Source organism: Aliamphritea hakodatensis, from assembly GCF_024347195.1.
Taxonomy (GTDB): Bacteria; Pseudomonadota; Gammaproteobacteria; order Pseudomonadales; family Balneatricaceae; genus Amphritea; species Amphritea hakodatensis.
Map to the genome: position 1 here is coordinate 330,643 of NZ_AP025281.1, position 20,835 is coordinate 351,477.

The following is a 20,835-nucleotide window of genomic DNA, read 5'->3' on the forward strand; positions in this document are numbered from 1 at the left end:
TGAAGCGGAAGGTGCTCTCACTGTTACTCGGCTGTAAGGCTAGGAGACTTCAATGTTTACAAAAGATGACCAGATTCAGGGTTATGATGATGTTGTTTGGGCGGCGATTGAGAAAGAGACTCAGCGTCAGGAAAATCACATCGAACTGATTGCTTCAGAAAACTACACCAGCCCACGCGTGATGCAGGCTCAGGGTTCTTCTCTGACGAACAAATACGCTGAAGGTTACCCTGAGAAGCGTTATTACGGCGGTTGTGAATACGTTGACGTTGTTGAACAGGCAGCGATCGAACGTGCTAAAGAGCTGTTTGGTGCTGACTACGCGAACGTACAGCCGCACTCCGGCTCTCAGGCAAACGCAGCGGTTTACATGGCGCTGTGCGAGCCGGGCGACACTGTTCTGGGTATGAGCCTGGCACACGGTGGTCACCTGACTCACGGTTCTCACGTAAACTTCTCCGGTAAGATCTACAAAGCGGTTCAGTACGGCCTGAACGAGCAAACCGGCGAAATCGATTACGATGAAGTTGAAGCGCTGGCTATGGAGCACAAGCCTAAGATGATCGTGGCTGGCTTCTCTGCGTACTCCGGTGTTGTTGACTGGGCGCGTTTCCGCGAAATCGCTGACAAGTCTGGCGCTTACCTGTTTGTTGACATGGCACACGTTGCCGGTCTGGTTGCTGCTGGCGAATACCCTAACCCGGTTCCTTACGCTGACGTTGCAACGACAACGACTCACAAAACCCTGCGTGGTCCACGTGGCGGTCTGATCGTTGCCAAGTCTAACCCTGATCTGGAGAAGAAGCTGAACGGTGCTGTATTCCCGGGTGGCCAGGGCGGCCCGCTGATGCACATCATCGCGGCGAAAGCAGTTGCTTTCAAAGAAGCACTGGAGCCAGGCTTCAAAGACTACCAGCAGCAAGTTAAGAAGAATGCGTCTGCCATGGCTGAAGTATTCATCGAACGTGGCTACGAAGTTGTTTCCGGCGGCACGCAGAACCACCTGTTCCTGCTGAGCCTGATCAAACAGGGTCTGACCGGTAAAGATGCAGATGCTGCGCTGGGCCGTGCTCACATCACTGTGAACAAGAACGCTGTGCCTAACGACCCACAGTCTCCATTCGTAACTTCTGGCCTGCGTATCGGTTCTCCGGTAGTGACTACCCGTGGTTTCGGTGAAGCTGAATGTCGTGAACTGACTGGCTGGATCGCTGATCTGCTGGACGTTCTGAACCAGCCTGAAGCACTGGAAAAAGAAATTATTGAAGTTCAGGGTAAAGTAGAAGCTCTGTGCGCTAAATTCCCAGCGTACAAGTAAGCTCTCCTTACTCTTCATGCCGGCTCCTGTTCTGGAGCCGGTTTTGTAATCTAAGAGGCCTGGCGCAGATCCCTGCGACCGACCAGGCAACAAATCGGAGCTGATGATATGCAGCATTATTCAGGTTTCGGGCTGTTTAAGCACAGCTTGAGTCACCATGAGAACTGGCAGCGCGCCTGGCGCAACCCTACGCCAAAGAAGAAGTATGACGTCATCATTATCGGTGGTGGTGGTCATGGTCTGGCGACGGCTTATTACCTGGCGAAGAACCACAATGTGACCAACGTAGCGGTTATCGAGAAGGGGTATCTGGGCGGTGGTAACACTGCGCGTAACACCACTATCGTACGTTCTAACTACCTGTGGGACGAAGCAGCTCACCTGTATGAGCACGCCATGAAGTTGTGGGAAGGTCTGTCACAGGATCTGAACTACAACGTCATGTTCTCCCAGCGTGGTGTACTGAACCTGGGTCATACCCTGCAGGATATGCGTGATATCGAGCGCCGGGTAAATGCTAACCGTCTGAACGGCATTGATGGTGAAGTGGTTGATCCGCAAACCATTAAAGAAATCGTGCCACACATGGACTGCTCCGATAATGCCCGTTACCCGATCATGGGTGCTTCCTGGCAGCCACGCGGCGGTGTTGCCCGTCACGATGCGGTTGCATGGGGCTTTGCCCGTGGTGCGGACTCGTTCGGTGTTGATCTGATTCAGCAGACCGAAGTGCAGGACCTGATTATTGAAGATGGCACCATTGTAGGCGTGAAGACCAACCGCTACGGTGACATCATGGCAGACCGTGTAGGGTCTGTTGTAGCCGGTAACTCCGGTGTGGTTGCCAAGATGGCCGGCTTCGAGCTGCCACTGGAATCTCACCCGTTGCAGGCAATGGTATCCGAGCCGATCAAACCGATCCTGGATACAGTTGTAATGTCTAACCACGTACACGGTTACCTGAGCCAGTCCGATAAGGGCGATCTGGTTATCGGTGCGGGTATCGATGGCTATGTTGGTTACGGCCAGCGCGGCTCTTTCCCAACCGTTGAGCACACCATGCAGGCGATTGTTGAGATGTTCCCAATCTTTAGCCGGGTCCGTCTGAACCGTCAGTGGGGCGGTATCGTAGATACCTGTCCGGATGCCTGTCCGCTGATTACACCGACACCGGTTAAGAATCTGTTCTTTAACTGTGGCTGGGGTACCGGTGGCTTTAAGGCGACACCGGGTGCGGGCCATGTCTTTGCAGACATGCTGGCAACAGGTGAAGCGAACGAAATGTCCAAGCCGTTCGATATGCGCCGTTTCCATAACGGTGCACTGATCGACGAGCACGGCGCTGCCGGTGTGGCGCACTAAGGGGAGAGACCTGATATGTTTTATATCTACTGCCCGCATTGTGGCGAGCACCGCGAAGAAGAAGAGTTTCACCCGAAAGGTCAGGCACACATTGTGCGTCCGTTAGATCCGGATAACTGCACCGATAAAGAATGGGGTGAGTACCTGTATTTCCGTAAGAACCCGCGTGGTCTGCACCACGAGCTGTGGGTACACGCTGCCGGTTGTCGTAAGTTTTTCAATATGACCCGCGACACCGTGACTTACGAAATCAAAGAAATTTATAAGATCGGCGAACAGCCGTCTGTCGTTGCTGACAGCTAACAGGAGCGGATTCATGACACAGAAAAACCGCCTCCAGTCCGGAGGCCGCATCGACCGTTCCAAGTCCTTAACCTTTTCCTACAATGGTCAAGAATTCAAAGGTTTTCAGGGCGATACACTGGCATCTGCGATGCTGGCGAACGGCATCGACGTAATTGGTCGCAGTTTTAAATACAGCCGCCCGCGCGGTATCGTTGCCGCCGGTGCTGAAGAGCCGAATGCGGTAATGCAGCTGGGTGCAACTGAAGCCACTCAGGTACCTAACGTACGTGCCACTCAGCAAGAGCTGTTCCACGGCCTGGTGAGCAAGGCGACTAACGGCTGGCCGAACGTAGACACCGATATCATGAGCCTGCTGGGCAAGGTCGGTGGCAAGATGATGCCTCCAGGCTTCTACTACAAGACTTTCATGTATCCGCAGTCTATGTGGGATACCTATGAAAGCATGATCCGTAAGGCTGCCGGCTTAGGCCGTTCGCCACTGGAAACCGATCCGGATACCTACGATAAAGTTAACCAGCACTGCGACATTCTGGTTGTCGGCGCAGGCCCTGCGGGTCTGGCAGCTGCGCAAACCGCTGCACGCAGTGGCGCCCGCGTCATCATCGCTGATGAGCAGAGCGAATTCGGTGGCAGCCTGCTGAGCAGCAAAGAAACGCTGAACGGTAAGCCGGCAGCTGAATGGGTTGCTGAAGTGACGGCTGAACTGGAAGCGGCTGATAACGTAATGGTTCTGCCACGTTCTACTGTGAACGGTTATCACGATCAGAACTTCCTGACGATTCACGAGCGCCGCACCGATCACATTGCTGATCTTGCGCCAGCCGGTCAGGTGCGTCAGCGTCTGCACCGTGTACGTGCTAAGTGGGTTGTCCTGGCAACAGGTGCGCACGAGCGTCCGCTGGTATTCGCGAACAACGATGTACCGGGTTGCATGGTTGCTAATGCTGTCTCTACTTACATCAACCGTTACGGTGTAGTACCGGGTAACGAGCTGGTACTGATGGCTACCAACGATAACGCTTATCAGGCGGCAATCGACTGGGCTGAAGCAGGCCGTAAAGTGGTGGCGATTGTTGATACCCGTCAGTCGCCTGCCGGTGACCGTATTGATGCTGCCCGTAAACTGGGCATCAACATCATTACCGGTTCTGCAGTGATTGAAGTTCAGGGCAGCAAGCGTGTGTCCGGCGTCAGCGTTGCACCGATCAGCAGCGATGGCAGCACTATTTCCGGTTCTGTGCAGCGTCTGAGTGCAGACACTGTGGCAAGCTCCGGTGGCTGGAGCCCGGTTATTCACCTGTCGTGCCACACGGGCAGCCGCCCGGTATGGAACGAAGAAGTTGTTGGCTTCCTGCCTGGCCCGACTGTTCAGAAGCAGCTGGTTGCCGGTGCAATTAACGGTAGCTACAGCACAGCGAAAGCACTGGGTGAAGGTGTTGAAGCCGCGAACAGCGCGATTGCTTCCCTGAATCTGGATGCGGTAGCGGTTGAAGTGCCTGCGACTGAAGACGTGGCTGAAGGCCCTGTTCAGACGCTGTTCCACATCCCGCATACCAAGCCGACTGCCGCTGCGCCTAAGCAGTTTGTTGACTACCAGAACGACGTAACTGCGTCCGGTATCGAACTGGCGTGTCGTGAAGGTTATGAATCTATCGAGCACGTTAAGCGTTACACCGCGATGGGCTTCGGTACTGACCAGGGTAAGCTGGGTAACATCAACGGCATGGCCATTGCTGCCAAGACGCTGAACAAGAGCATCCCGGAAACCGGTACGACTATCTTCCGTCCTAACTACACGCCGGTAACCTTCGGTGCGATGGTTGGCCGTGACTGTGGCGAACTGTTTGATCCGGAACGTTACACCGCGATGCACAAGTGGCATCTGGAAAACGGCGCTAAGTTCGAGGACGTTGGCCAGTGGAAGCGTCCGTGGTACTTCCCGAAAGCGGGCGAGACCATGCAGGAAACGCTGAACCGAGAATGTGTGGCGACCCGTGAAAGCGTGGGCATTCTGGATGCATCCACACTGGGTAAGATTGATATTCAGGGTAAAGATGCCCGTGAATTCCTGGGCCGTGTTTACACTAACCCGTGGGCCAAGCTGCCTGTCGGTAAGTGCCGTTACGGTCTGATGTGTGGTGAAGACGGTATGGTCTTCGATGACGGTGTAACCACCTGTCTGGGTGAAAACCACTTCCTGATGACCACTACTTCCGGTGGTGCAGCGCGGGTATACGAGTGGCTGGAACTGTGGCATCAGACCGAATGGCCTGAGCTGGAAGTTTACTTCAACACGGTGACCGATCACTGGGCGACGATGACTATTTCCGGTCCGAACAGCCGTAAGCTGCTGGAAGAAGTCTGCACCGATATCGACCTGTCCAACGAAGCATTTGCCTTCATGGACTGGAAAGCAGGCACCGTTGCCGGCGTACCTGCACGGGTATTCCGGATTTCCTTCACCGGCGAACTGTCTTACGAGATCAACGTTCAGGCGAACTACGGTCTGCAGGTTTGGGAAAAACTGTTCGAACACGGTGAGAAGTACAACCTGACACCTTACGGTACTGAAACCATGCACGTGCTGCGTGCTGAGAAAGGTTTCATCATCGCCGGTCAGGATACTGACGGTTCCGTGCACCCGCACGATCTGGGTATGAGCTGGTGTGTGTCTGATAAGAAACCGTTCAGCTATATCGGTAAGCGCGGTATGAAGCGTGAAGACTGCGTCCGTGAAAACCGTAAGCAACTGGTGGGTCTGAAGACTAAAGATCCGATGGTTGTGATTCCGGAAGGGTCGCAGGGTGTCTTCGATAAGAACGCACCGATTCCGATGCCAATGGTTGGTCACGTAACGTCCAGCTACTACAGTGCCGTTCTGGGTCACAGCATTGCCATGGGCTTTGTGAAAGGTGGTCTGAACCGTATGGGCGAAACCGTTTACTATCCACAGGCGGATGGTAGTTTCATTGAGGCTGAAATTTGCAGCCCGATCTTCCTTGATCCTAAAGGGGAGCGTCAGAATGTCTGATAACGAAGTATTTGCAGCGGTTATGAACCAGCTGCCGGATGCCAGCATCCCAGGTTACTCGCCGTTACATCACGCGGATCTGGAATCACTGGCTAAGCAAGGCCCGCAACAGGGCGGTGTACACCTGCGTGAACACGCCCTGTTGGGTCACCTGGTATTACGTTGCAATCCGGAGAACCCGGAGCACCTGGCAGGCGCTGAGCGCGTGCTGGGCGTTGCACTGCCGCTGCAGCCTATGTCTTCAGTGACCGCCGGCAACGTATCCGTGCTGTGGACCTCTCCGGATGAGTGGGTAATCATGGTTCCGGGTCTGGAAGCGTTTGATTACGAAACTAAATTCCGTGCTGAAATGGCCGGTCACTACTCGCTGGTTAATGTCAGCGGTGGCCAGACTCTGGTTGAAGTATCCGGTGCGAACGTTGTGGATATGCTGAAAAAATCCACGCCGCTGGATTTCGATCTGAGCGTATTCCCGGTTGGTAAGGTAGCAGGTACTGTGTTCGCGAAAGCGGGTGCAGTGGTGCGCCGTACCGGTGAAGACCGTTTCGAAATGATCATCCGTCGCAGCTTTGCTGACTACCTGTGGCTGTGGCTGCAGGACGCCAGCCGCGAATACGGTCTGGTGATCGAAGCGTAACAGGCTTTAGTTGCTGCTAAAGAAATGCCGGGCTGCTTGTTTTGATATAAGGGCCCGGCATTTTTGTTTGTGGGGCTGATCATCCGTCGCAGCTTTGCACTTTTTAACAGATCTTATCCTGTGGCTGTGGCTGCAGGACGCCAGCCGTGAATACGGTCTGGTGATCGAAGCGTAACAGGCTTTAGTTGCTGCTAAAGAAATGCCGGGCTGCTTGTTTTGATATAAGGGCCCGGCATTTTTGTTTGTGGCAGATCATCCGTCGCCGTTTTTCAGCAGAGCTCTTCAGTCGAGCTTTTCAACAGAGCTTTTCAACAGAGCTTTTCAACAGAGCTTTTCAACAGAGCTTTTCAACAGAGCTTTGCCTGTGGCTGTGGCTTTTATTGTGGTGACAGCATGCCTGCTGCGAATATGGGCAGATTCTGGCGAAAGAGTATCGAGGCGTAATGCGCTTCAGTTTCGCTGCTAAAGACATGCCGGGCTGCCTATCACAGCCCGGCATTTTTGTTTGTGGCAGGCAGCGCTGTTGCGACGAAAGAGGGAGTGAACGGGCCTTTGCTCCTCAATCTGAGATCAAAGGGAGGTATACGTGCTTGATCCGGCTTTTGTCTCTGCGGTAGCGTAGTTGCGGGCTGTCAGAAACGGTGAAAGGTAAGCGTCACTTATCGTGTTTTGTACGTATCATTCTTCGCCGGGTCAGGTTGAACCGGGAATGAGTTTGATGCCCGTATAACAATAATATGCTGTCGCAAAGTTAAGAGGTCGGACAAAGAATGTATAGCCATATCTCGGGTGGAATCGACAAAGGACTGAGGCTTCTGGGGGCCAAAACCCTGAATGCTCAGTTTATGTTGTCGTATGCGCTAATTTTTTTACTGGCAGCAACCGCTGCTGTTTCTCTGTACATGAGTATGGCGATTAATCCGGAAACGATTAATGATGCCGGCCGGCAGCGTATGCTGAGCCAGCGTATTGCCAAAGAAGCTATGCTGGTGGCCGCCGGCATTGAGCAGCAGACGGCACTGGCAAGCACGATTCAGTTATTTGAAAGTTCACACCGTACCATTCTGGATGGCGATAACAGCCGTGGTATGAATCCCATTACAGACCCTGCCATTGTGGCGCAGATGAAGCACGTCGAAGGCCTGTGGAAAACGTATAAAGCCGTCATTAATCAGCATGTGGCAAATCCCGGTGATCAGACGCTGAAACAGATTCAGCAACAGTCACCGGTGGTGCTGAAAGAAATGAATAAAGCGGTGGGCATGATGACCGCCACAGCCAATGAAACCGTCAGAACTCAGTTGCTGATCGCCTTTATCTGCATCATTGTGATTCTGGTGTTGGTGGTACTGGGCCGTCAGTTTGGTCTGACCATGCTGATGAACAATATCGAGCGTCTGCGTAAACGTATGTCTGAAGTGGGTAACGGAGATTTCTCCCACCGCTTTAGCGTGGACCATGTGGATAACGAAGTAGGCCAGTTGTTTAACTCCTATAACGAGATGCTGGAGCATGCCAGTGAGTTGCTGGATGTGGTGCAGCGGGTATCTTCAAATACCGAAAATCATATGGAAGAAATGATCCGGCTGACCAATGCGGCCGATGAAGGTGTGGCCCGTCAGTATGAAGATATCGAACTGGTTGCCACCGCGATGACCGAAATGGCTGCGACCGTTCAGGAAGTGGCCAGTAACACCAACGAGGCGGAGAAAGCAGCCAGTACAACCGGTGAGCAGGCTAAGCATGGCGGTGATGTGGTGAGTCAGGCGGATGCGCAGGTTCAGCAGATGCTGCAGAGTATTCAGCGTACTTCTGAGCAGATTCAGCAGCTGAAAGATGAAACCATCGAAGTGGGTAAAGTGACGTCGGTGATTGATGACATTGCAGAGCAGACCAACCTGCTGGCGCTGAATGCGGCGATTGAAGCGGCCCGTGCCGGTGACCAGGGCCGTGGCTTTGCCGTAGTAGCAGATGAAGTCCGTACGCTGGCGCAGCGTACTCAGGAGTCCACTACGCAGATTCAGAATATCGTGGGCGAATTGCAGCGGATGGCCGAGCAGTCGGTGAAGACCATGGAAGAGAATAACCAGCTGGCCCAGCGCAGCAGTGAGCTTTCTGTGGCGGCAGCGGATTCTCTGCGGGAGATTATCTCGTCGACGGATACTATTTCATCGATGAACGTGATGATCTCCAGCGCAACGGATCAGCAAAGCAGCGTAGCCAATGATATTGATCAGCGGGTGGTGAATATCACCAATGTGGCGGCGGAAACCAAAACTGAAACCCAGATGGTGGTAACGGCCATTCAGGAAGTGCGTGAGAACCTGCAGGAGCTGAATCAGCTGACGCAGCGGTTTAAACTGCGCAACTGACCGATACTTGCTGTTATAGTTAAAAAAGCCGGACTCTGATCCGGCTTTTTGCATTTTGGGCGGCCGGGGTTTTCAGGATGACAGAGAAACAGGTAAGGCAGTGTTTTGTTCGCCGGAGCAGCTTTGCTGAGCTGCTGGACGATCTGAGCCCGGCACAGCAGGCAGTATGCACAGCGCTGCGCCAACAGGTGCAGGCATTACCTGTACCCCTCAGTGAAGTGGTCTGGCGGGCGCAGAAACGCGTAACCTATGGTGTGATCAGCGGCGCTGCTGCGGTGGCGGATAATTTTGTCTATATCAGTATTGATCACGCGGTCCGGCTGGGATTCTATTATGCCGGGGAACTGGATGATCCGGCGGGGTTGCTCAGTGGTGATGACACTGTGGTGATAGCCGCCAGTGAAATACCGCCGGAGGGTGCACTGGCAGATTTGCTGATGGCCGCCCTGTTACAGAGGAAAGGTTGATGAGGATATTATTGTGAACACTGCTTTATTGCCGGATTTATCGGCGGCCTGCGACTGTGTAGCGTTTTTACTGGTGCGTGATGGTCAGATGTTACTGGAGAAACGCTCCATGCAGAAAACATCCGGGCCGGGGCTGCACACGATCCCCGGCGGTCATGTTGATCCCGGGGAAAGCAATGAGCAGGCGTTGTTACGGGAAATGCAGGAAGAGCTGGGAATACAGCCCTTAGGCTGGCAGTACTTCTGTACCCTGTATTATCAGACCGAAGAATTACAGCGTAACCATTATTATCTGGTGGATAGCTGGCAGGGAGATATTCAGTGTTACGAGGCGGAGTCTCTGCACTGGGTGAGCCTGAATGATACTGACCGGCTGGATGTGCAGGAAGACCGGATGGCTCTGCAGGCCTGCCGGCAACTGATGGCAACCGTCCGTTAACAACAATGAATAATGGAGCAAGGAGAACACAATGGAGCTGATGATTGCGCTGATACTGATTGCGGGCGCATTGCTGTTAGGGGCGATGAGCCCGGGGCCAAGTTTCATTGTGGTTGCCCGTGCTGCGGTTAGCAGTAGCCGTCAGGCGGCGCTGGCGACGGCTATGGGGGTTGGCGTGGGTGGACTGGTCTTTGCCGTGCTGGCGTTGCTGGGGTTGCAGGTGGTTTTACAGAGCGTGCCACAGCTGTATTTGTTGCTGAAACTGCTGGGGGGCGTGTATCTGCTGTATCTGGGCTGGACTATCTGGCGGGGCGCATCCCGGCCATTGCCGGTACAGACTGACGCCGCAGATCAGCATCGGGGTCGCCCGTGCCTTAAAGCATTTGCAACCGGCCTGCTGACACAGCTGAGCAACCCGAAAACAGCACTGGTATTCAGCAGTATTTTTGCCGCACTTTTGCCCGCTCAGCAGCCTGGGTGGTTTTCTGCCGCACTGTTAGTGCTGGTGGGTACACTGGAAATCGGTTGGTATTGTCTGATGGCACGGGTGCTGTCAGCACCGCTGTCACAGAAAGGTTATCTGCGGGGCAAGCGGTATTTTGACCGTATCGCCGCCGCGATGATGGGGGCGCTGGGCGTCAGGTTACTGACGCACAGCGGGAGCTGAATTAAACCGCGGCCTGAGGTTTGGCAGGTTTTGGCAGATAGTGCATGACGTAGCGCAGTGCAACATAGCTGACCACTGCGGTGGCTATCCACAGTTCACCCTGAGCAATCATTTCTACCTGCCGGGTCAGGGTCGCATCAATATTCCGTTCGGCCAGAAAGCCCGCTGTTTTGAACAGCGCGGTTGCGCCTATCACTACAGGGAAGGTGAAGGCTGCATACGCCGGGCTGAACGGTAACCGTAACAGGACAAAGAAGGCGATATAGACCACGGCGGTCATCAGCAGGGCGATGCCCAGCATGAAGAGTACAAACAGCATTGACGGTTCGGGTGTCAGGGCCAGGTAACCGGCCAGACACAGATTGGGCGGTGCGGCGAGAATCGCGATTGTCGGTTTGGCTGTGTCCATCACCGCTTCACTGAAAATCAGCCGGAACAGCATCAGTGGCACCATAATCAGATAGGTGATGATACCGAACTGCAGCAGCAATTCTGCGGTAAACATGCAGTTTTCACCGGGGCAGGTCAGGGCGCCGACAACCAGACCTACCGGCGGTACAAACCAACTGGGTAACATGTGAGATATATGGAACCGTCTGGCCCGGTTGACGATGAAGATCAGTAAAAAGCCAAGGTGCATGGCAATGGCCGAGTACCAGACAAATATTCCCAGGGTTTCATCCAGCATGCCCAGCGTTTTACTGATCACCATCCAGGTCATCGCCAGTGTCGGAATAACCGAACCGACCACCGGATGGGCCAGTTCATTCCAGAGCACAGCCGGATTGAGCAGGAATTTTACCAGCAGGGTCAGGGCGATCAGCATGGCAATATAAGCAGCACCGGCCTGCACCAACCCTCCGGCGGGCATCATGGAAGTCTCCCAGCACCATCCCAGGCTGGCAATGCCCAGGGCAAGGCCGGCGGCAGGTGTGGGGAAACTGGCTAAGCGCTGACGGGTTGCAGTAACCATGAAAAATGTCCGGTTAAATTTAAGTTGCAACCATCATAGCCCGCTGGCTAGTATTAATAATATCTAAACATTTTCTACCTTAGGTTTTAATATTTTGAACATTAATGCGCTGACGTTTAAGCAGTTAAGGGCCTTTACCAGCGTTGCCCGGCTGGGAACGCTGACGGCGGCGGCGGAGGAGCTGTCGCTGACCAAGGGCGCGCTGTCCGTTGCCCTGCATGAACTGGAAAAGCAACTGGGACATCCGCTGTTCGACCGGGTTAAAAACCGGTTGGTGATGAATGCTTACGGCCAGCAACTGCGGCCGCTGGCGGATGAGTTGCTGCAGAGAACCATGACCATAGAAAGTCTGTTTGGTCAGGGAAATCTTGCCGGTACTCTGCACATTGGCGCCAGTTATACTGTCGGTGAACACTTACTGCCAATGCTGGTGGGTAACTTTATGCAGCGCTATGAATGCCAGCGCCCGCATCTGATTGTGGAAAACACTGCGCATCTTAGTCAGTTACTGGAAAGTTATGAGCTGGATCTGGCGTTGGTAGAAGGGCAGATCAATTCCCCACGGCTGACGGCCCGTCCCTGGTTGCAGGATCAGATGCTGGTGGTGGCCGCGCCGGGGCACCCACTGGCACAACAGGCTGATTTGCCGCTCAGTGCGCTGGAAGGTGAAAACTGGGTGGTGCGGGAAGCATTTTCCGGTACTCGCGAACAGTTTGACCGCCGGTTGGCTCCGTTACTGGATAACTGGCAACTGGGGCTGGAATTTAACACCAATACAGCGGTGATCAGTGCGGTTGCCAGTGGCATAGGGCTGGGGTTTATTTCTGATCTTGCGGCGGCGGATGCCCTTTGCTGCGGGCGGATTGTACGTCTCGATTTGCAGCAGAGCTGGACCCGGCAATTGCAGCTGGTATGTGCGGCAGACAAATATCAGACCCCGCTGATGGGCACGTTTATGGAGTATGCGCTGCAGTGGCAGGGCCTGCAAAGGGCCTGAGCCGGGCCATGATACAGCTGGATGACTGGTTGCTGTAAGGGCCGGAAAGTGTTCCGTTTATGTCGTATCAGGCGATAAGTTGTCTGATTACGACGCATACACAAAGTAAGTAGTAAAGCCCGGTGAATTGCTTGTATTGATTCTGCTGCGACTTTAGGCTGATTTGCAGCGTGTAGTGAGTATTTCAATCGAAATTGTTCTCTGCTACGCCCTTGAGGTAAAGGAAAGACGCAGTGCAATACAACAGGAAATAAACTGGCAGATCCCGTTACAGGCAGATTCTGAGGTGCCCCCGTCCGGAAAGTCATCCGGCTGGAAATCAGATCGCTCCGGTACAGGTTCAGGTAGGTTAAAGCACGCTCAAGGTACTGATTTTTCAGAGGGAAAAAGTCAGGTATTTAACCCCGTCGTGAGTCTGACAGGAGAGAAGAATGTTTTTTATCCGTAATCTGCCGATACGTGTAAAGATGACACTGCTGGTGCTGATACCACTGCTGCTGAGCATCAGTTACATTGCACGTGATCTGTACGGCAACTATGAGATCTACAAGGTTTTAGAGCAGGCTGAGGAAGTTGCAGATGTTGCTTTTGTAGGCGCGCAACTGGTACACGAGTTACAGAAAGAACGTGGCCTGACCACGGTCTATGTAGATACAAAAGGTAAAACAGACACAGCACCTATTCAGACTCAGCGACAGTCAGTTGATAACAAAATTGCCGAGTTTCAGGCCATCCTAAAAGCGGATGAAGCGTCCATTATCAGCAATGGCCTGAAATCCAAAACTGATCTTGTCAATGAGCAGTTGGCAACGCTGGGAGAGTTCCGCACCCGGGTGGATCAGGTGGCTCAGGTGAAGATGAAGCTTAAAGAGCCCTTCGCTTTCTATGATGGTCTGAACCGTTCTTTGCTGGGGGTTACCGCAGCCCTTTCCAACTCAGCCAATGATACTCAGATCAGCCGTTTAGCCTCCGCGTATTATTACCTGCTGCAGTACAAAGAAGCCGGTGGTCAGGAGCGGGCGATGCTGGCGATTACCTTCGGTAAAGATAAGTTTAAGCCGTCTTCTATTCGCAAGAGCTTCAATCAGAACCTGGTAGCGCAGGAATTCTACCTGTCGACCTTCAAAGAATTTGCCCCTGAATCTGACATCACGTTGCTGAATGACACCATGGCGGGTCCCAGTATTGAAAAAGTTGCTGAACTGCGTGAACTGGCAACCTATCAGAGCCGCAGCTTTGGGGTAGATCCTAAGGTCTGGGTGGATGCATCCACTGACCGGATTAATCTGCTGTATGATTTTGAAAAGCAGATCGAAGCAAACCTGCATTCTGAAATCGAACGCAAAATCGATGCACAGGTTGCCTGGCTGATTACGCTGGTTGCGATTGCGGCAGTGGCGTTACTGCTGACCATTCTGCTGAGCGTCTATCTGGTGCGGCTGATCATTAAACAGATTAATCTGATTTCTTTTGCGGTAAACCGCATCAGTAAACATTCCGATCTGACACATGTATGTGAGGCGATCAGCACTGATGAGCTGGGCGGTCTGGCCAATGAGTTTAATCAGATGACCTCGCATCTGGGTCAGTTGACCCGCAGTGTCAGTGGCGCAACCGAGCAGATTACCAGTGCGGTAGGCGGCATGCAGTCGATTTCTACCCAGGTGGATGACCGGGTGAGTGAAGGGATGCGTGAAACTGACAGCATTGCGGTGTCGGTGCAGGAAATGTCTTCGTCAGTGATGGAAGTCTCTGAGAACTGTAATCAGGCGGCGGAACAGTCCAAACATGCGGTGGAGGCGGCCAATGAAGGCAGCACCCGGGTGAATGATGCCAATCAGGCCATGGGTGATCTGAATGCACATATTAACCGTGCGGTAACCGTGATCAATCAGGTGGCGGATGACAGCAGTGAGATCGGCGGCATTCTGGATGTCATCAAGAGCATTGCCCAGCAAACGAATCTGCTGGCGCTGAATGCTGCGATTGAGGCTGCCCGGGCCGGTGAACAGGGCCGCGGTTTTGCAGTCGTGGCTGATGAAGTACGCAATCTGGCGCAGAAGACGCAGCAGTCCACTGAGCAGATCGAAACCATGATCGAACAGTTGCAAACCGGCAGTACTGAAGCGGTTAAGACCATGGAGCAAAGCCATCAGCGCACCACGGCGACAATGGAAACGGTGACATCGATTCAGGAGCAGCTGGAAAATATCATTAAACAGGTCACGCTGGTGAATGATATGAACCTTCAAAACGCAGCTGCCACTGAGGAGCAGAGTGCCACGGTTAACGAAATTAACCGTAACATCGGCATGATTCAGGAGCAGTACAACAACACCAATGCGTCAGTCAGCGACCTGCGGGAGACCACGGAATCCATGCACAGTTTGTCTGATCAGCTGAGTGGTGAGGTGAGCCGCTTTAAGATCTGATAATCCGGCATGTAAAAAAACCGCGCCATGGCGCGGTTTTTTTGTGCCCGGTAAGCGACGCTAAAAGTCAGTGGTATGGTGTCTGGCCGTTACCGGACCAGTGTTACCGGCACTCTTGTACTTTTATTGGCTACCGACACTTTTATTGGCTGCCGCTAGTTGAGAGCAATCAGGCCCTCGTTGTCGACGCGGAAGTTGCGGCTGTGCAGTGGAGTGTATACGGTACCGCTACGCAGCAGAATGATGGTGAGTTCCGGCATCAGATGGCGAATGCCTTCTAACATTTCCAGTTGTTCATCCGGCGTTTTGTGTTCCAGAGCATCATGCAGGATCAGGATTTTTGGCCGTTTCACCAGGCAGCGCAGCAACTGGATATTCAGTTTGGCTGCCAGCGGCAGGCGTTCACCCCGGATACCTACCGGAGAAAGGCCGATGGTGATCAGCACCAGTGATTCCGCATCATTGGCGATCAGTGCCTGTTCGACAATTTCCACCAGTTCTTCATGGTTACCGTTATTATTCGGCGACACCTCAATGCCCCAGATGAGGTTTTCCATCACGCTGAGTCTGGCGTTAATCCGGTTTTCATTCAGCGGTTCAAGCTCGGTGAGCAGGCTTTGTTTGTCCTGTTCGATCAGCCAGTGCCGCAGGGCGACCACCTGCTTCTGCAGGTCGGCGTGGATGTGCTCTTCGCCGGCGTCTACCGTACGTACCTTCAGAGCCATTTCCAGCAGGAACTCACAGGCCGGCAGATAATCCGGTCGGCCGATACACTGGGTCAGCTGGTCACGGATGCATTCACTGTCATACTGGCTCAGGTGGGGCTTTAGCTGGCCCTCAGGGCCGACTTCACAGAGCTCTTCAATAATGTGCTTGGAGACCTGTTCACCGGCATCCCGCAGGGGTTTATACAGATCTTGCTGCTGCAGAACGCGGATAAATTCCTCGTTACCGGTCAGGGTACGGATCAGCGGCACTTCATCTTCTGCTTTAATCAGGCCGAAACCGATATTTTCCAGCACGGACAGGTGCGGATGGTAGCTGTTGATATCAAAGCGCTTCACATAGTGGTCCAGCTGCTGGCTGTGCCACTGGTGGGTCAGATCGTTACGGGTCTCAATAAACTTCTCTTCGATCACCGTAGGCATATCCGTCGGATCGAAATAGTCTTTCAGGCCCAGCTCAAAAACCATCCGCCGGGAACCGATGGCGACCATCATTTCCTGCAGCCAGTTGCGCATTTCCCGCCAGTTTTCCACCCCGGCCATATCGAAGTCGGTCCAGATATCGTGAGCGCTGGCCGGGTTGTTACCGGAGGCTTCTGCTTCTTCGATTTCTGTTAAGCGTGCCGGCGTCAGGTCTGCGCTGTCTTCCTCAGGCGGTTTACGGCGCAGGCCATAGTTAATGTTTTGCAGAATAGTACCGTCAAACAGGATAGGCTCCGGCCCGGCGTAGCTGACATTGCGGGTCAGGCGTTCGGTGGATATCTGGTTAATCTCTTCGTCACCGTAGTTGATATAGCCTGCTGCCGGGTGGTCGGTCCGCATCAGGTTCTGGGCCATTTTACGCAGCAAAAACGGGCTGTTGGAGTGAATATTAACCAGCTCCCCCGGTTTAACATCCAGGCTGATGTTCTGTGCAATATATTCCCCCCGGTCATTCTTCAGATACAGGTTATTCAGGCTGACGGCACCGTTAAGGCCGTGTGGTTCATCTTCAATGGCCTGTATGGGCTGAATAATATCCGGCGGATCAAAGTTTTCCAGAATCTGTTCGTAACGGATTTTGGCATCCTGATATTGCTGGTAGTACGCCAGCAGTTCTTTCCAGGGGGCTACCAGATCTTTGTAGGCTGTCAGGGCGGCCACCAGTGCGCCCATGCTCAGGTGACCCTGAATGACCAGCACGCCGCCCACTGCATAAAACATAATCGGCGGCAGCTGGTTGAGGAAGTTATTGATGAACTTCATCAGGAATTTTTGCTTAAAAATATCCAGCCGGATGGTGAACAGCTTACCCAGAATCCGGGAGAAATGTGCCAGATGATAGTTGTGGGTACCGTAAATTCTGACTTCCCGGTTACCGTCGACGCTTTCACCGATCTGGCTGGCCAGTACCCGCACCTGCCGCACCCGTTCTTTTTTCAGGACGTTCAGTTTCTTCTGCATGCGGGGAATGATGTAGGCCTGCAGCGGGATCATGGAAATAGCCACAATGCCAAGAATCGGATCCTGAACAAACATAAACGTCAGGATGGTGATCATGGTGCCGCCCTGGAACAGGGGCTGGGCCAGGCTGTCGCCGATAAAGCCTGCCAGTGGCTCGGTTTCAGAGGTGACGGTGGCGATTATTTCACCCTGAGATACCCGCTGGAACTGGCCGGGAGGGAAACGCAGTACACGTTCCAGCAAAAGATAACGCAGCCGGCGCACCATACGTTCACCGATCACGCCCTTGTAGGTGTTGATGCGCATTTTAAATGCACCGCTCACCAGCACCGTCAGCAACAACATACCGCTGAGTAACAGGAGGAATTCGACAGGCTGCCATTCCATGCCCAGAAAGGTGCTGGTTTCGGCACCGTCGATGGCACCGTTGATAATGGTCTTGGGCAGTTCGAGGGACAGATAAAGGATCGGGAAAAATAACAGGGTCAGCAGCAGCACGCGCACCTGATCGCGCAAACTGTAGCGATAAATAAACTGAGTTATACGACGATCCATAATGATTTCCCGGTGGCTTCGGCCCATAGATGGGGGCTTAACAGTCAGCCTTCAATGGCAGGCTGGAAAAATAACAGTCAGTTTCTGAAGATTGGTCCATATAGCCTAGCAGTGAGTGCCGGCGAAATGGACCTGTCTTTTAAGTTGTGACACGAAAAATTCTAATTTGTGCCTTTAACAGACGTGGCTGAAGCGCAAGGGATGCCAGCACAGGTATCAGTTGATACAAAAGCGCTGGCTGTTGGTTTGTAGCTGACTGGCCAGTACCGCGAGTTCCTCACTGGCGTGACTGGTTTCCTGGGTAGAGCTGGAGGTTTCTTCGGCAACTCTGCGGATATTGGTGATATTGCGGCTGATTTCTTCCGTGACCGCGCTCTGTTCTTCTGCGGCACTGGAGATCTGGATATTGAAGTTGCTGATCTCCCGGACGGCACCGGCGATGCTGTTCAGCGCCTGGCTGGCGGCATCGCTTTGGGTCAGTACTTCGTTGCTTTGCTGCTGGCCGGCTTCCATTGCCTGCATGGCAGCTTCAGAGCCCTGCTGCAGGTTTTCGATCAGGGTGCGGATCTGGTCAGTCAGGCTCTGGGTCCGGGAGGCCAGTTCGCGCACTTCATCGGCAACCACCGCAAATCCCCGGCCGGCTTCTCCGGCCCGTGCAGCTTCGATGGCCGCATTCAGTGCCAGCAGGTTAGTCTGTGCTGCTACCGACTGGATGATATCCAGCGCCGCAGAAATGCCCTGTGAACTCTGGTTGACGCCGGAGATGATGCTGGCGGTCTGGTTAACCTGCTGTTCGAGTGCCTGCATACCGCTGAGGTTATTGCTGACGACCCGGATTCCCTCGTTTACCGCATGAGATGCGCTCTCTGCAACCTGGCTGGCATTTTCGGTAACATTCGCCACATCACTGGCGGCACAGGCTAACTGATTGATGGCCGTGGCGATCTGATCGGTTTCATTATATTGCTCACTGACCGCGGCATTGCTCTGGGTCGAAATGGCCGACAGTTCCTCAGAAGCCGACGCCAGCTGACCGGACGCCATACAAACTTCTTCAATACTGTTGCGCATAATGCCGAACAGGTTATCCAGATCACGGGACAGGTGCCCCAGTTCTGTATTGCCGGAAAGGTTAATGCGGCGGGTCAGATCCAGATTGGTGGCGATATCATCAATGGTATGGCGTACATGGTTGATACTGCGGATGATCTGGCGACCGATCAGATAGCTGATCAGCAGAATCAGCAGGGTGGCAGTAAGGCCAACAACCAGCACCAGCGTGATAGCCTGTGCTTCATGGGCCTCGGCCCGCTTGCCGGCTGCTTCTGTGAAAGCTCCCAGCGCCAGTAAGACCGTTTCAACTTTCTGATTCAGAATGTCTTCTTCCTGTTCCACTTTGCGGCTTAGCTGATCAGCTTTTGGCAGATCGTTGCCGGCCAGTACGGTGAATACTTCACGGGCATGCTCTTCGTAGGCGCTGTGCATCTGCGCGATCTGGGCAAACTCGGCTTCAAACTGCTTAAGCTTGAGAAGGTCCCCGGGGTTGGTGGCGTGTTCTTCTGTCACCAGGACGAAGCTTTGTGCCTGCTTCAGGGTATCTTCAACTGTCTGGCTGAGGCTGTTGAAGTGCTGGCGGGCTTTATCAAAACTGGCCCGGGCATGGCTATCCCCCTGTAAAGCCATCAGGGTGCCGTAGTGCAGGCTGCGTTCAAACTCGACGGACTGTTCCAGTTGTTTGAGGGCCATTTCAGTGACCATGGCGGTCATGGGTATATCTTCTTCAGCGACCGCAACCAGCTCATCTTTTATGTTCAGAAGCTGATAGGTGGTGCTGCTGATAACGGTCAGCAGGGCAATAATCGCCAGGGATGACAGGGTGATGAGCTGGTGTTTGATCGAGATATTTTTCAACAGGCTTTGCAGCATGACTATAGTCCTTTACGGTCAGATACAGTGTGGTCCGATAAATACGGGCCGTATTAGTCTTACGCTACAGCGTAGTAGGGATTTTGCAGCCGTCAAAAAAAAACAGAGCGTATTAAATTAAACGATACTCAATTTGTGGAATGTTGTGATTCAATCTTTGAAATCAGACGGTTAGGGGAGCCTGAATAGGGTGTTGGCAGGCCGCCAACACCGTGCGAAGGGTTATTGCATTTCGTTCAGGAGCCAGTCGAGCAGGGCCTTGGCATTAGGGTTAAGCGGTTTATGTTCCGGCGCAATGATATGAAACGGCTGATTGGTGGCAATCTGCTGTTCGAACGGGGCGACCAGCTTGCCCTGCTGGATCAGCGGCCCGACGATGTGCTGCCAGCCCAGCGCCAGCCCCTGACCTTCCATGGCCGCCTGCAGAACAATGGAATAATCGTTATAGGTTTCATCTCCCCGGGCGCTGTGTGGGGAGAGGCTGCAGTCATCAAAAAAATGCTGCCAGTTATACCGGGAGTTATAGCGTTCCTCGAGATGAATCAGGGGAATGTCATTAATGGCGGAGAGATGCTGTAACTGATGCCGGTAGGCGAATTCCGGACTGCAAACCGGGGTCAGTACTTCTTCCGCAAACTGCCAGCGCTGAAAGCCGCTTTCCGGGGCGAGCCCCAGCGGAATACACAGGTCGAAACGGCTTTCCTGCAGCCCCTGATCAGTGTCCTGGGTAATACAGTGCAGCTGCACTTCCGGATACAGGTGTTTAAAGCGGGCAATCCGGGGCATCAGCCAGTGGCTGGCGACAGAGGTCGATACCAGCAGGGTAATTTTTTCCGGCTGGGTATGGCTGAGTGTTTCTTCAAGACCCTGCTGGATTTCAGCCAGCCCGCGCTGAATCCGACGGGCCAGTTTTTCACCTATTTCAGTCAGCACGACCCCCTGCGGATTGCGTTCGAATAATTCGACGCCCAGGCGTTCTTCCAGTTGCCTGACGCCATGGCTAATCGCAGGCTGGCTGACATTCAGGGTATCTGCGGCCTTGGTAAAACTGTTTTCCTGAGCCGCCAGATGGAAGGCCAGAATGGATCTGCTGGTGAGCAGGTGCATATTAATTTTTTTCATATCGGGCATTATCACAAGGGTAGTGGCTCGCCCAGTCTAGCGCTGATAAATTGGTTTCACAAA

General features: G+C 53.5%; 15 protein-coding genes. 11 read left to right on the forward strand and 4 right to left on the reverse strand.

Going from position 1 to position 20,835, the window contains the following annotated elements; translation table 11 throughout:
* The first annotated feature begins 52 nt into the window (after window positions 1–52).
* The 9 genes from glyA to PCI15_RS01500 all read left to right on the forward strand — a co-directional run bounded on the left by glyA (window position 53) and on the right by PCI15_RS01500 (window position 10,599).
* A complete protein-coding gene (gene glyA / locus PCI15_RS01460; RefSeq protein ID WP_271272600.1) occupies window positions 53–1,318 on the forward strand; it encodes a serine hydroxymethyltransferase in 1,266 nt (421 codons plus the stop codon).
* Window positions 1,319–1,426: 108 nt separating this feature from the next.
* Window positions 1,427–2,680, forward strand: a complete 1,254-nt coding sequence (locus PCI15_RS01465) for a sarcosine oxidase subunit beta family protein (protein ID WP_271272601.1) — start codon at window positions 1,427–1,429, stop codon at window positions 2,678–2,680.
* A 15-nt stretch (window positions 2,681–2,695) separates the two neighbouring features.
* Window positions 2,696–2,983 carry a sarcosine oxidase subunit delta gene (locus PCI15_RS01470; RefSeq protein WP_271272602.1) on the forward strand — a complete coding sequence of 96 codons (288 nt, stop codon included), beginning with the start codon at window positions 2,696–2,698 and terminating at the stop codon, window positions 2,981–2,983.
* 13 nt (window positions 2,984–2,996) lie between these two features.
* Window positions 2,997–6,017 (forward strand): sarcosine oxidase subunit alpha, encoded by a 3,021-nt coding sequence (locus PCI15_RS01475; protein ID WP_271272603.1) that lies wholly within the window; start codon window positions 2,997–2,999, stop codon window positions 6,015–6,017.
* Window positions 6,010–6,654 carry a sarcosine oxidase subunit gamma gene (locus PCI15_RS01480; protein ID WP_271272604.1) on the forward strand — a complete coding sequence of 215 codons (645 nt, stop codon included), beginning with the start codon at window positions 6,010–6,012 and terminating at the stop codon, window positions 6,652–6,654. The genes PCI15_RS01475 and PCI15_RS01480 overlap by 8 nt, the downstream gene beginning before the upstream one ends.
* Before the next feature lie 770 nt (window positions 6,655–7,424).
* The gene (locus PCI15_RS01485) at window positions 7,425–9,026 is read left to right on the forward strand and encodes a methyl-accepting chemotaxis protein (protein WP_271272605.1); all 1,602 of its coding nucleotides are present in this window, start codon (window positions 7,425–7,427) and stop codon (window positions 9,024–9,026) included.
* A gap of 77 nt (window positions 9,027–9,103) precedes the next feature.
* The gene (locus PCI15_RS01490) at window positions 9,104–9,493 is read left to right on the forward strand and encodes a hypothetical protein (RefSeq protein WP_271272606.1); all 390 of its coding nucleotides are present in this window, start codon (window positions 9,104–9,106) and stop codon (window positions 9,491–9,493) included.
* 13 nt (window positions 9,494–9,506) lie between these two features.
* Complete coding sequence (locus tag PCI15_RS01495; RefSeq protein WP_271272607.1) at window positions 9,507–9,932, forward strand: NUDIX hydrolase; 426 nt, start codon at window positions 9,507–9,509, stop codon at window positions 9,930–9,932.
* Window positions 9,933–9,963: 31 nt separating this feature from the next.
* Window positions 9,964–10,599 (forward strand): LysE family translocator, encoded by a 636-nt coding sequence (locus PCI15_RS01500; protein WP_271272608.1) that lies wholly within the window; start codon window positions 9,964–9,966, stop codon window positions 10,597–10,599.
* A gap of 1 nt (window position 10,600) precedes the next feature.
* On the opposite strand, the gene PCI15_RS01505 is transcribed toward PCI15_RS01500, so the two are convergent.
* Complete coding sequence (locus PCI15_RS01505) at window positions 10,601–11,572, reverse strand: TDT family transporter (protein WP_271272609.1); 972 nt, start codon at window positions 11,570–11,572, stop codon at window positions 10,601–10,603.
* A 94-nt stretch (window positions 11,573–11,666) separates the two neighbouring features.
* Between PCI15_RS01505 and PCI15_RS01510 the strand changes: the two genes are divergently transcribed.
* The gene (locus tag PCI15_RS01510) at window positions 11,667–12,569 is read left to right on the forward strand and encodes a LysR family transcriptional regulator (RefSeq protein WP_271272610.1); all 903 of its coding nucleotides are present in this window, start codon (window positions 11,667–11,669) and stop codon (window positions 12,567–12,569) included.
* Window positions 12,570–13,000: 431 nt separating this feature from the next.
* Window positions 13,001–15,001, forward strand: coding sequence for a methyl-accepting chemotaxis protein (locus tag PCI15_RS01515; protein ID WP_271272611.1), 2,001 nt, complete (start codon window positions 13,001–13,003; stop codon window positions 14,999–15,001).
* Between the two features lie 155 nt (window positions 15,002–15,156).
* Here PCI15_RS01515 and PCI15_RS01520 read toward each other — a convergent pair whose 3' ends face one another.
* The 3 genes from PCI15_RS01520 to PCI15_RS01530 form a co-directional block, all read right to left on the reverse strand.
* Window positions 15,157–17,724, reverse strand: coding sequence for an ABC transporter transmembrane domain-containing protein (locus PCI15_RS01520; protein WP_271272612.1), 2,568 nt, complete (start codon window positions 17,722–17,724; stop codon window positions 15,157–15,159).
* 216 nt (window positions 17,725–17,940) lie between these two features.
* Window positions 17,941–19,650 (reverse strand): methyl-accepting chemotaxis protein, encoded by a 1,710-nt coding sequence (locus tag PCI15_RS01525; protein ID WP_271272613.1) that lies wholly within the window; start codon window positions 19,648–19,650, stop codon window positions 17,941–17,943.
* Window positions 19,651–19,872: 222 nt separating this feature from the next.
* On the reverse strand, window positions 19,873–20,772 hold the full coding sequence (locus tag PCI15_RS01530; RefSeq protein WP_271272614.1) for a LysR substrate-binding domain-containing protein: 900 nt from the start codon (window positions 20,770–20,772) through the stop codon (window positions 19,873–19,875).
* Window positions 20,773–20,835 lie beyond the last annotated feature (63 nt).